Source organism: Pseudomonas sp. G3-39 (assembly GCF_054790485.1).
Genome location: NZ_CP186497.1, coordinates 1,386,834 through 1,397,918, shown reverse-complemented (window position 1 = coordinate 1,397,918; position 11,085 = coordinate 1,386,834). Strand labels below are relative to the sequence as shown.

12 protein-coding genes are annotated in these 11,085 nt (G+C 60.6%); 9 read left to right on the top strand and 3 right to left on the bottom strand.

Features of this window, described 5'->3' with window-relative positions; translation table 11 throughout:
• The first annotated feature begins 118 nt into the window (after positions 1 to 118).
• The 5 genes from ACOYXG_RS06340 to ACOYXG_RS06320 are packed head-to-tail and all read left to right on the top strand — an operon-like array spanning position 119 to position 5,488.
• Positions 119 to 1,411, top strand: a complete 1,293-nt coding sequence (locus ACOYXG_RS06340) for an OprD family porin (RefSeq protein ID WP_460356555.1) — start codon at positions 119 to 121, stop codon at positions 1,409 to 1,411.
• A 39-nt stretch (positions 1,412 to 1,450) separates the two neighbouring features.
• On the top strand, positions 1,451 to 2,428 hold the full coding sequence (locus ACOYXG_RS06335) for a Bug family tripartite tricarboxylate transporter substrate binding protein (protein ID WP_007963261.1): 978 nt from the start codon (positions 1,451 to 1,453) through the stop codon (positions 2,426 to 2,428).
• A gap of 58 nt (positions 2,429 to 2,486) precedes the next feature.
• Complete coding sequence (locus ACOYXG_RS06330) at positions 2,487 to 2,945, top strand: tripartite tricarboxylate transporter TctB family protein (RefSeq protein WP_103519697.1); 459 nt, start codon at positions 2,487 to 2,489, stop codon at positions 2,943 to 2,945.
• Position 2,946: 1 nt separating this feature from the next.
• Complete coding sequence (locus ACOYXG_RS06325) at positions 2,947 to 4,461, top strand: tripartite tricarboxylate transporter permease (RefSeq protein WP_027614452.1); 1,515 nt, start codon at positions 2,947 to 2,949, stop codon at positions 4,459 to 4,461.
• Complete coding sequence (locus tag ACOYXG_RS06320) at positions 4,454 to 5,488, top strand: AbrB family transcriptional regulator (protein ID WP_027614451.1); 1,035 nt, start codon at positions 4,454 to 4,456, stop codon at positions 5,486 to 5,488. The genes ACOYXG_RS06325 and ACOYXG_RS06320 overlap by 8 nt, the downstream gene beginning before the upstream one ends.
• Before the next feature lie 127 nt (positions 5,489 to 5,615).
• Here ACOYXG_RS06320 and ung read toward each other — a convergent pair whose 3' ends face one another.
• The gene (ung, locus tag ACOYXG_RS06315) at positions 5,616 to 6,308 is read right to left on the bottom strand and encodes a uracil-DNA glycosylase (protein ID WP_097086750.1); all 693 of its coding nucleotides are present in this window, start codon (positions 6,306 to 6,308) and stop codon (positions 5,616 to 5,618) included.
• Between the two features lie 132 nt (positions 6,309 to 6,440).
• Between ung and ACOYXG_RS06310 the strand changes: the two genes are divergently transcribed.
• Positions 6,441 to 7,553: an enoyl-CoA hydratase/isomerase family protein gene (locus ACOYXG_RS06310; protein WP_460358410.1), complete on the top strand. Its 1,113-nt coding sequence runs from the start codon at positions 6,441 to 6,443 to the stop codon at positions 7,551 to 7,553.
• 66 nt (positions 7,554 to 7,619) lie between these two features.
• Here ACOYXG_RS06310 and ACOYXG_RS06305 read toward each other — a convergent pair whose 3' ends face one another.
• Together ACOYXG_RS06305 and ACOYXG_RS06300 are read right to left on the bottom strand one after the other, a co-directional pair.
• Positions 7,620 to 8,012: a hypothetical protein gene (locus ACOYXG_RS06305; RefSeq protein ID WP_460356549.1), complete on the bottom strand. Its 393-nt coding sequence runs from the start codon at positions 8,010 to 8,012 to the stop codon at positions 7,620 to 7,622.
• A 179-nt stretch (positions 8,013 to 8,191) separates the two neighbouring features.
• On the bottom strand, positions 8,192 to 8,440 hold the full coding sequence (locus tag ACOYXG_RS06300; protein ID WP_103368263.1) for a hypothetical protein: 249 nt from the start codon (positions 8,438 to 8,440) through the stop codon (positions 8,192 to 8,194).
• Between the two features lie 372 nt (positions 8,441 to 8,812).
• Here ACOYXG_RS06300 and ACOYXG_RS06295 point away from each other — a divergent pair, with 372 nt between their 5' ends.
• The 3 genes from ACOYXG_RS06295 (at position 8,813) to ACOYXG_RS06285 (ending at position 10,970) form a co-directional block, all read left to right on the top strand.
• On the top strand, positions 8,813 to 9,043 hold the full coding sequence (locus tag ACOYXG_RS06295; RefSeq protein WP_098967655.1) for a cysteine-rich CWC family protein: 231 nt from the start codon (positions 8,813 to 8,815) through the stop codon (positions 9,041 to 9,043).
• Between the two features lie 33 nt (positions 9,044 to 9,076).
• A complete protein-coding gene (locus ACOYXG_RS06290; RefSeq protein WP_150370441.1) occupies positions 9,077 to 9,769 on the top strand; it encodes a pseudouridine synthase in 693 nt (230 codons plus the stop codon).
• A gap of 316 nt (positions 9,770 to 10,085) precedes the next feature.
• The gene (locus tag ACOYXG_RS06285; protein ID WP_460356544.1) at positions 10,086 to 10,970 is read left to right on the top strand and encodes an alpha/beta fold hydrolase; all 885 of its coding nucleotides are present in this window, start codon (positions 10,086 to 10,088) and stop codon (positions 10,968 to 10,970) included.
• Positions 10,971 to 11,085: the final 115 nt, after the last annotated feature.

Below are 11,085 nucleotides of genomic sequence, written 5' to 3'. Positions count from 1 at the left end.
AGCCCGTTAGAGTCCGGTCACGGACAGTTTCGACTGCCGTCGCTGCTGCCACACAGCGATACGAAAAACGCCTCGAAGCGTTTTCGACCAATAAGAACAATAAACGGAGTACACCCGCATGCCGTCCTTGCAGACCAAGGCTTCTACGCCTGTTCGTCCTTCTCGTTTGCGCCACGCCACCCTAGCCAGCACCGCTGCCCTCGCCGGTTTCTCACCGTTGAGCTACGCCGACTTCATCAAAGACAGTTCCGCCACCTTCGAAACCCGCAACATGTACTTCAACCGCGACTTTCGCGACGGCACCAGTGCCCAGCAAAGCAAGCGTGATGAATGGGCGCAGGGTTTCATGCTCAACCTGCAATCGGGTTACACCGACGGCACCGTGGGCTTCGGTGTCGATGCGCTGGGCATGCTCGGGGTCAAACTTGATTCGAGTCCGGATCGTACCGGCACCGGCCTGCTGCCGACCCACGATGACGGGCGCGCCGCCAACGAATACTCGAAAGTCGGCCTGACCGGCAAAGTGAAAATCTCCGCCACCGAACTGAAAATCGGCAGCCTGACTCCCGAACTGCCGATCCTCAAACCGAATGACGGGCGCATCCTGCCGCAGACGTTCGAAGGTGGTTTGCTGACCTCCAAAGAGATCAAGAACCTGACCTTCACCGGTGGGCGTCTGGAGAAAGCCAAGGATCGCGACAGCACCGATTTCGAGGACATCGCCCTCAACAACAAGAACAGCCGCTTCGCGGGCACCGTGGCCGGCAAGCATTTCGATTTTGCCGGCGTGGACTACAAGTTCACCGACAAGATCACCGGCAGTTACCACTTCGCCCAGCTCGACGAAGTCTATAACCAGCACTTCTTCGGTCTGGTCGCCTCGCGGCCGATGGGCCCGGGCACCTTCGCCACCGACCTGCGCTTTGCGGTCAGTGACGATCAGGGCGCGGCCCGTGGTGGCGAGATCGACAACCGCTCGCTCAACGGTCTGGTCAGCTACGCCCTGAGCGGCCACAAGTTCAGCGCCGGTTATCAGCACATGTCCGGCGACAGCGCGTTCCCCTATGTCGATGGCAGCGACCCGTACCTGGTCAACTTCGTGCAGATCAACGACTTCGCCGGCGCCGAAGAACGCTCCTGGCAGGCGCGTTACGACTTCGACTTTGCCCGCCTCGGCATCCCCGGCCTGTCGTTCATGAGCCGTTACCTGAGCGGTGACAACATCAAGCTCAAGAATGGCGAAGAAGGTAAAGAGTGGGAGCGCAACACCGAGATCAAATATGTAGTACAAAGCGGCGCCCTGAAGGACGTTGCCGTACGCCTGCGTAATGCCACCTACCGTTCCAACTACTCCGCTCGCGATGCCGATGAAGTGCGTCTGCTGGTGAGCTATAGCGTTGCCCTTTGGTAATTCAGTACGTCCATAACAACAACTCCCAAGGAGACATAGATGAACTTATCACTGCGTAAAGTTGCTCTGGCCGCTGGCGTCATGCTGTTCGCCGGCCAACTGATGGCCGAACCGAAACGTCCGGAATGCATCGCCCCGGCCTCCCCCGGCGGTGGTTTCGACCTGACTTGCAAACTGGCGCAGAGCGCGCTGGTCAACGAAAAACTGCTGACCAAACCGATGCGCGTGACCTACATGCCCGGCGGTGTCGGCGCGGTGGCGTACAACGCGGTCGTCGCCCAACGCCCGGCCGATGCCGGCACGCTGGTGGCCTGGTCCAGCGGTTCGTTGCTGAACCTGGCACAAGGCAAGTTCGGTCGTTTCGATGAAACCAATGTGCGCTGGCTGGCCGCCGTCGGCACCAGTTACGGCGCGATCGCGGTGAAGAGCGATTCGCCCTACAAGACCCTCGACGATCTGGTCAAAGCCCTGAAGAAAGATCCGAGTTCCGTGGTGATCGGTTCCGGCGGCACCGTCGGCAGCCAGGACTGGATGCAGACCGCACTGATCGCCAAGGCTGCCGGGATCAACCCGCGTGACCTGCGTTACGTCGCCCTCGAAGGCGGCGGCGAAATCGCTACTGCACTGCTCGGCGGTCACATCCAGGTGGGTAGTACCGACATCTCCGACTCCATGCCGCATATCCAGAGCGGTGACATGCGGCTGCTCGCGGTGTTCGCCGATAAACGCATCGACGAACCGGAAATGAAAGACATCCCGACCGCGCGCGAGCAGGGCTACGACATCGTCTGGCCGGTGGTGCGCGGTTTCTACCTCGGGCCAAAAGTCAGCGACGAAGACTACGCCTGGTGGAAAGACGCCTTCGACAAACTGCTGGCCTCGGACGACTTCGCCAAGCTGCGCGATCAACGTGAACTGTTCCCGTTCGCCATGACCGGCCCGGAGCTGGACACCTACGTGAAGAAGCAGGTCGCGGACTACAAAGTGCTGGCCAAAGAGTTCGGCCTGATTCAGTGATCGTCTCTGTCTAGCGGCTGCGGCCTCGCGCATCGAGGCCTCGGCACAGGAGTTTCCCATGCTCTTACAACGCATTTTCGCCTCGGTGCTGTTGCTGGCCTGCGTTGGCCTGGCGCTGATGGCGTGGCCGTATCAAGCGGCTTTTTCTTATGAACCGGTCGGCCCACGCGCCTTTCCTCTGCTGATGCTCGGCCTGATGGGCGTGGCGCTGCTGTACATGGTGTTCCGCCCGGCACCGATCAAACACAGCGAAGACGAGCCGCCGCTGGATCGCCAAACCCTGACCAAGATCGGCATCTGCGTGCTGTTGCTGCTGGTCTTCGCCGGCCTGTTCGAACCGCTGGGCTTCATCCTCAGCAGCATCCTGATCGGCATCCCGATGGCGCGCCTGTATGGCGGTCGCTGGCTGCCGAGCATCGTGGTGACAACGTTGATGGCCATCGGTCTGTACCTGCTGTTCGACCGTCTGATGGACGTTCCACTGCCTCTGGGCCTGCTCGACGTTCTGGAGAACTGATATGGATACTCTCGGTTATTTGGGTCAGGGCTTCGGCGTCGCGCTGAGTCCGTACAACCTGGTCACGGCCCTGACCGGCACGCTGATCGGCACCGTGGTCGGGCTGTTGCCGGGCCTGGGTCCGATCAATGGCGTGGCCCTGCTGATCCCGATCGCCTTCGCCCTCGGCCTGCCGCCGGAGTCGGCATTGATTCTGCTGGCGGCGGTGTATCTGGGTTGCGAATACGGCGGGCGGATCAGCTCGATCCTGCTGAACATTCCGGGCGAAGCCTCCACCGTGATGACCACCCTCGACGGCTATCCGATGGCGCGTCAGGGTCTGGCCGGTGTCGCCCTGTCGCTGTCGGCATGGAGTTCGTTCATCGGTGCGTTCATCGCCACCTGCGGCATGGTGCTGTTCGCCCCGCTGCTGGCGAAATGGGCGATTGCCTTCGGTCCGGCGGAATACTTCGTGTTGATGGTGTTCGCGATTGTCTGCCTTGGCGGCATGGCCGGTGATCGACCGCTGAAGACTTTTATTGCGGCGCTGATCGGGCTGTTTCTGTCGACCGTGGGCATCGACGCCAACAGCGGTGTGTACCGTTTCACTGGCGACAACATTCACCTGACCGACGGCATCCAGTTCGTGGTGCTGGTACTGGGTCTGTTCTCGGTCAGTGAAATCCTCCTGCTGCTGGAAAAAACCCATCGTGGCCAGGAAGCGGTGAAAGCCACCGGACGCATGATGTTCAACTTCAAGGAAGCGGCGTCGGTGTTCGTGGTGAACATCCGTTGCGGCCTGCTGGGTTTCATCATGGGCGTGTTGCCGGGTGCCGGCGCAACGCTCGCCAGTGCCGTGGCCTACATGACCGAAAAACGCATCGCCGGTGCCGGCGGCAAATTCGGTCAGGGTGACGCCCGTGGCCTCGCTGCTCCGGAGACCGCAATCGGTGCTTCGGCGTGTGGCGCGCTGGTGCCGATGCTGACCCTCGGCGTACCCGGTTCGGGCACCACCGCCGTGATGATCGGCGCGTTGTCGCTGTACAACATCACCCCGGGGCCGCTGCTGTTCCAACAGCAACCGGACATCGTCTGGGGCCTGATCGCGTCGTTGTTCATCGCCAACATCATGCTGGTGATCCTCAACATCCCGATGATCCGCATCTTCACCCGCATCCTCGCCGTGCCGAACTGGGCACTGGTGCCGGTGATCGCGATCATCACCGGGATCGGCGTCTACGCCGTGCATGCGACCACCTTCGACCTGTTCCTGATGGTCGGCATCGGCATCTTCGGTTACATCCTGCGCAAACTGGATTTCCCGTTGTCGCCGGTGCTTCTGGGGTTCATTCTCGGCGGGCTGATGGAGCAGAACCTGCGTCGTGCGCTGTCGATTTCCAACGGTGCGCTGGAAATCCTCTGGTCGAGCCCGATCACTTTCGGCGTGTGGATCCTGACCGCGATCATGTTGCTGATGCCGCTGCTGCGCATCTGGCGCAAGCGTTCGGCGGCGCAACGCGCCATCGCCGATGTCTGATCGGTCTTCCCTCAGAAGCTGGTGGGCTACCCCGCTGGTCGGTCTGCTTGGCGGTTTCATCGCCAGCCAGATCGGCTGGCCACTGCCATGGATGGTTGGCTCGTTACTGGCGATCATCCTCGTGCGCTGCCTGACCCCGTGGCAACTCACGGAAATCCCCGGCGGGCGTAAATGCGGCCAATGGATTGTCGGCATCGGCATCGGCCTGCACTTCACCCCGTTGGTGATGGAGCAGGTGCTGAGTCATTTCGGATTGATCTTCTTCGGTGCGCTGGTCACCAGCCTGTCGGCGGTGGTCGGGGTGTGGTTGATGCGCCGCACCGGCGAAGATCGCGCCACGGCGTTTTTCTCAAGCATGCCCGGCGGCTCCGGGGAGATGGTCAACCTCGGCGCGCGCAATGGCGCGCTGCTCAGCCATGTCGCCGCGGGGCAGAGTCTGCGGGTGCTGGTGGTGGTGCTGTGCGTGCCGGCCGCGTTCAAGTATCTGCTGGGCGACGGCACACCGATTTCCCACGCCGGCAACGTAGATTGGCGCTGGCTGGCGATTCTGTTTCCCACGGGCGCCCTGCTCGCCTGGCTCTGGCAGCGTTTGCGTCAGCCCAATCCGTGGCTGTTCGGGCCGCTGCTGGTCAGTGCCACGGTGAGCATTGCCTGGGATTTGCACATCGGCCTGCCGGACGGCGGCAGCCAGATCGGCCAGTGGCTGATCGGCAGCGGCCTGGGCTGTCACTTCAATCGTCAGTTCTTCCGCCGCGCGCCGTCATTCATGGGCCGTACGCTGATCGGCACGGCGCTGACCATGTTGATCGCCACATTGGCCGCGCTGGGTTTGAGTGCGCTGACCCATCTGGATCTGCGTTCGCTGACGTTGGGCATGATGCCCGGGGGGATTGCCGAGATGAGTCTGACGGCGGAGACCCTGCAACTGTCGGTGCCGCTAGTGACGGCGATGCAGGTGATGCGGCTGCTGTTTGTACTGTTTCTGGCGGAGCCGTTGTTCAAGTACTGGAACCGTAATCCCGAGTAATACCGCGCCGCCCTTTTCGCGAGCAGGCTCGCTCCCACAGGGTTTTGAGGTGTTCACACAATCTGTGGCAACCACAGGAACCTGTGGGAGCGAGCCTGCTCGCGAAGGGGCCCGCCCATTCAACCCATCAAATCGGCGGCAGACGCCACTCAATTGGCGCTTCGCCATTTTGCTCGAGAAACTTGTTGGTCCGGCTGAAATGCCCGCAACCGAGGAAGCCCCGATAAGCCGATAGCGGCGACGGATGCACCGACGTCAGCACCAAATGCTTGGTCGCATCAATCAGCTTCTGTTTGCTCTGCGCATGCGCACCCCACAGCATGAACACCAGATGCGGCTGGCGTTCGCTGACCACCTCAATGATCCGGTCGGTGAAGAACTGCCAGCCCTTATCCTTGTGCGCGTTGGCATTGGCGCGCTCGACGGTCATGGTGGTGTTGAGCATCAACACGCCCTGATCGGCCCAGCTCTGCAGGTAGCCGTGGTTGGGAATGTCGATGTTCAGGTCGCGCTTCAACTCTTTATAAATGTTGACCAGCGACGGCGGCGCCGGCACGCCGGGTTGCACCGAGAAGCACAAGCCATGGGCCTGGCCCGGGCCGTGATACGGGTCCTGGCCGAGGATCACCACTTTGACTTTATCCAGCGGCGTCGAATTCAGCGCGTTGAAAATCAGCGGGCCCGGCGGGTAGATTTCCTTGCCGGCCGCCCGCTCCTGCTGCAGAAAATTGCGCAACTCTGCCATATAAGGCTGGTCGAATTCAGCACGCAGTGCCTCCTTCCAGCTCGGTTCGAGTTTGATACGGTCGTCAGCAGTCATGGTCATACCCGGCAAAAACAATGGGGCGAACCCTAGGAAAGCCGACCACGCTTGTCAATTGATCTGACACAGATCCGGCACTTTCCCGCACAGCGATCATACTGAACGCTCAATTTCCCGATCGAGGTCATGATGAATCTGCACTTCGAAGAACTCACCGGCACCGACGGCGCCCGCCTCGGGATCGCCAGCCTGGATGCTGAAAAGTCGCTCAACGCGCTGTCCTTGCCGATGATCAACGCCCTGAGCGACAAATTGCACGCCTGGGCCAAGGATCCGCAGATCGTCTGCGTATTGCTGCGCGGCAATGGTGCCAAAGCATTCTGCGCCGGCGGCGAAGTGCGCAGCCTGGTGGAGGCCTGCCGGACCCATCCCGGTGAAGTCCCACCACTGGCCGCGCAGTTTTTCGCCGCCGAGTATCGCCTGGACTACAGCCTGCACACCTACCCCAAACCGCTGATCTGCTGGGGCCACGGTTACGTGCTGGGCGGCGGCATGGGCCTGTTGCAAGGCGCGAGCACGCGGATCGTCACGCCGAGCAGTCGCTTGGCGATGCCGGAGATCACCATCGGTCTGTATCCGGACGTCGGGGCCAGTTGGTTTTTGTCACGGTTGCCGGGCAAGCTCGGCTTGTTCCTCGGTCTGACGGGTGCGCACATGAACGGCCGCGATGCGATCGATCTGGATCTGGCCGATCGCTTTCTGCTTGAAGAGCAGCAACCGCAGCTGATCGAAGGCCTGCTGCAACTCAACTGGCAGGAACAGACCGACATGCAGCTCAACAGTCTGCTCAAGGCCCTGCAACAGGAAGCCGTCGGAAAGATGCCCGAGGCGCAGTGGTTACCCCGCCGTCAGCAGATCGATGAACTGCTCGACGTCAGCGACGTCACCTGTGCCTGGAAAGCCATCAGCCTGCAACGCGACAGCAGCGACCCGCTGATCGCCCGCGCCGCGAAAACCCTGAGCGAAGGCTCGCCGCTGACCGCGCATCTGGTCTGGGAACAGATCCTCCGCGCCCGCTACCTGTCGCTGGCCGAAGTGTTCCAGATGGAATACACCCTGAGCCTCAATTGCTGTCGGCACCCGGAATTCAGCGAAGGGGTGCGGGCGCGGCTGATCGACAAGGATCAGAAACCGCACTGGCATTGGCCGGACATCAATAACGTCCCGGACGCGGTGGTCGAGGCGCATTTTCACAAGGTCTGGGAAGGTCGGCATCCGTTGGCGGATCTGACGCAATACTGAACGCTTGGTAAATCGCAGGCACAAAAAAAGCGGCGCTCAATGCGCCGCTTTTTTGTTTGCGGATGATTACCAGCGACCGCCTCGCCCGCCGTGGTCACCGCGGTTACCGTGATGATCACGCCCACCCCGGTCACGATCCCCACCGCGGTGGCCGTCCCAACGGCCACGATCATTGTCGTGCCAGCGACGACTCTCATAGTAGCGCGGCGCTGGTTGGTAGTAGCGGGGCGCCGAGTAGTAACGCGGAGCCGGTTGGTAGTAACGCGGGGCCGCCTGATAGTAGCGCGGGGCCGAGTAATAGGTGCTGCCACCGCTGTAATAGGTGCCGCCAGTGTTGTAGTAAGCCGGAGCGGGTGAGGTGTAGACCTCCGAGCTGTAATAACTGTCTGCGTAGGAGTAGGGAGCGCAACCGGCAACGGAAAACATCATCGCAGCAAGTAGAAGAATTCGTCGATACATGGCGGCCTCCTGGACCGCGGGTAGCCACACCAGCGACGCTGGCAGGCATCAGTCGTTTATTCGGTGACTGACGAAACATCTGACAGCGTTTTCCGAATCTGGTGCGCTTCCGTAACAAGTTGAAACATGTGATTGATGAAATCCTGTTCATTTGGAAAACACTGTCATTCAGCCGCTGATCAGTGGTGCCCACCGTGATAGCCGCGTCCGTAACCGCCGCGATAGCCGTGACCGCCGTAGTAATAGTGCCCGCCACCGTAATAGCGCGGGCCGTAATAACCGCCGTAGTAATACGGTGAGTAATAGCCTGGATAGTAGTAAGTGGCAGGGTAAGCATCGTAAGGACCGGCGTAGTAATAACACCCGGACAGACCCAAGCCGAGCACCGCTCCCAGCAGCACCCGGCGCAACAGTTTGGAAGTAACCATGACGGCCTCCTGAAAGACCTGCGGCCGCAGCAGGACAGCGCAGCCGACACAGTTTTGACTGTCAGGTCCGGGGCAAGTGCCGGGCGCGGAAAAGCTTCAGATCAGCGGTGTCAGTCACACTGCCCCCCTATGGGAGCGAGCCTGCTCGCGAAGAAGGAGTGTCAGACGACATTTACGTTGGCTGACCCACCGCTTTCGCGAGCAGGCTCGCTCCCACAGTTAGCCTGCGTAATGTCCAGGAATACATCGGTGCCACCACCGTACATGCTGATGACACCTTGCATACCCTGCTGTCTCGGGCCGATCATGCGATGTAGCAGGCCAGACAAACTGGCCGTAACCGCAATTGCGTGGAAATGCCTTACTCGTCCTATGCCTGATTCCGACATCAAACCCGACCTCTGCCCGGCCTGCGGCGCGCGCAACGACTGCACCCTGGCTGACCCGCGCACCGCCGACCAGGCCTGCTGGTGCTATGCCGTGAGCATCGATCCGGCAGTGCTTGAAGCCTTGCCCGCAGCGCTGCGCAATCAATCCTGTCTGTGCCCGCGCTGCGCGCAGGTCGAGGCGCAACTGCAAGCAGCGGCGCGGCCGATCCCGTAAGATACGCGCCCCTTTATCCGCCGATTCCTGACCATGCGCGTCGACCGTTTCCTCAGCAACCTGCCCCGCTATAACCGTCAGCAGGTTCGCCTGTTGCTGGTGGAAAAGCGCGTGCGGATCGACGGAAAAGTCGTCAGCGACCCGCACAGCGAAGTGCTGGAGTTCAGCCGCGTCGAAGTCGACGAAGAAGTCCTGCAACTCGGCAAACCGGCACGCTACTTCATGCTGCACAAGCCGCCGGGGTGCGTCAGTGCCACTCGCGATCCGCAGCACCCGACCGTGCTTGATCTGATCGATGAACCGGACAAAGACGACCTGCACATCGCCGGTCGCCTCGACTTCAACACCACCGGGCTGATGCTGATCACCAACGATGGCAGCTGGTCGCGACGCCTGACCCAACCGCAGACCAAACTGCCGAAGGTCTATTACGTCGAGACCGAACAGGAGATCGGGCCGCAATACGCGCTGACGTTTGCCGATGGCATCTACTTCGCCTTTGAAAACCTGACCACGCAACCGGCGCAACTCGAAGTGCTCGGCCCAAGAGCGGCGCGTCTGAGCATCGTCGAGGGTCGCTACCATCAGGTGAAGCGCATGTTTGGTCACTTCAACAACAAAGTCTTGTGCTTGCATCGCGAATCCATGGGCCCGCTGTCGCTGGATAACGCGCTAAAACCGGGCGAGTACCGCGCTTTGCGCACCGAAGAGATCCATTTGTTCTAAGCCGGCGACCGCTCAGCAGAAGTTGTCGAACAATTTACCAACGGCACTTGCGCGATCCCCATCCCACTGCTTGAATCAGGACGTCGGCCAAATTGTGACCGATGAGTCACCACATACTTCCAAGAAACTTTTTGCCGGTCGCCAGCCCCTTGGGTTGCGCCTCAGCCGGCAGACTGCCCGCCAATAACAACACCCGTCGACCGCAGTCATGGATCGACATGGGCCAAGCAAATTCCAGGCGTATGCCTACCTGTCACAAAGCTCGTGCAATCTCTATTTGCGCGCATACCCGCTTGCTTGCCAGGAGTCTTATGACATGAGGCCAGAAATCGCTGTGCTGGATATACAGGGTCAGTATCGGGTTTACACGGAGTTCTATCGCGCAGACGCCGCAGAAAAGACCATCATCCTGGTCAACGGCTCGATGGCCACGACTGCGTCGTTTGCACAGACTGTGAAAAACCTGCACCCGCAATTCAACGTGGTTTGCTACGACCAGCCCTACGCGGGCCGGTCGAAAATCCACAACCGTCACGAGAAACATCTGACCAAGGAAGTCGAAGGGCAGATCCTGCTGGAGCTGATCGACCACTTCGGCGCCGAACACGTGCTGTCGTTTTCCTGGGGCGGCGCAGCCACCCTGGTTGCCCTGGCCAATCAGCCGCGGCGTATCGAGAAAGCCGTGATCAGCTCGTTCTCGCCGGTGATCAACGCACACATGCTTGATTACCTGGAGCGCGGTATCGATTACCTCGGCCAGCGCGATGGCGACCGCGTCGGGCACCTGGTCAACAGCACTATCGGCAAATACCTGCCGTCACTGTTCAAGCGCTTCAACTATCGCCACGTCAGCAGCCTGGCCGAACACGAATACGGGCAGATGCACTTCCACATCACTGACGTACTGCACAGTGATCGCCAGTGCTATTTGAATGCGGCGAAAAAGATCAACGTGCCGGTGCTGTTTCTCAACGGCGAATGGGATGAATACACCGCCGCCGAAGACGCCCGGATATTCGGCAACCACGTGGCGCACAGCACCTTCACCACGCTGCAGGCCACCGGCCACTTCCTCGACATGGAACACAAGGCTGCGTGCCGCGATAGCCAGAACGCCTTGCTCGGTTTCCTGAAACCCTCAACGCAGTCGAGCCGAACGCGTTACGCGTTCGTCCAGGATCACCATGCATTGGCCATTTGAAAAAGCGTCGTCGCGAGCGAGTCTGTGGGGTTGAAAAACCAGCATTCATTGCCCTGCAGATTTGCCCGCGAATGACCGTTTTCAATGCTGTAACGCGCTGCGAGCAAAAGAAAAA

Bases quoted from the DNA above. Each gene is read 5' to 3' on its own strand.
- ACOYXG_RS06290 (WP_150370441.1), top strand. From the start codon at position 9,077: ATGCGCGTCGACCGTTTCCTCAGCAACCTGCCCCGCTATAACCGTCAG.
- ACOYXG_RS06320 (WP_027614451.1), top strand. From the start codon at position 4,454: ATGTCTGATCGGTCTTCCCTCAGAAGCTGGTGGGCTACCCCGCTGGTC.
- ACOYXG_RS06295 (WP_098967655.1), top strand. From the start codon at position 8,813: ATGCCTGATTCCGACATCAAACCCGACCTCTGCCCGGCCTGCGGCGCG.
- ACOYXG_RS06305 (WP_460356549.1), bottom strand. From the start codon at position 8,012: ATGTATCGACGAATTCTTCTACTTGCTGCGATGATGTTTTCCGTTGCC.
- ACOYXG_RS06340 (WP_460356555.1), top strand. From the start codon at position 119: ATGCCGTCCTTGCAGACCAAGGCTTCTACGCCTGTTCGTCCTTCTCGT.
- ACOYXG_RS06300 (WP_103368263.1), bottom strand. From the start codon at position 8,440: ATGGTTACTTCCAAACTGTTGCGCCGGGTGCTGCTGGGAGCGGTGCTC.
- ACOYXG_RS06335 (WP_007963261.1), top strand. From the start codon at position 1,451: ATGAACTTATCACTGCGTAAAGTTGCTCTGGCCGCTGGCGTCATGCTG.
- ung (WP_097086750.1), bottom strand. From the start codon at position 6,308: ATGACTGCTGACGACCGTATCAAACTCGAACCGAGCTGGAAGGAGGCA.
- ACOYXG_RS06330 (WP_103519697.1), top strand. From the start codon at position 2,487: ATGCTCTTACAACGCATTTTCGCCTCGGTGCTGTTGCTGGCCTGCGTT.
- ACOYXG_RS06325 (WP_027614452.1), top strand. From the start codon at position 2,947: ATGGATACTCTCGGTTATTTGGGTCAGGGCTTCGGCGTCGCGCTGAGT.
- ACOYXG_RS06310 (WP_460358410.1), top strand. From the start codon at position 6,441: ATGAATCTGCACTTCGAAGAACTCACCGGCACCGACGGCGCCCGCCTC.
- ACOYXG_RS06285 (WP_460356544.1), top strand. From the start codon at position 10,086: ATGAGGCCAGAAATCGCTGTGCTGGATATACAGGGTCAGTATCGGGTT.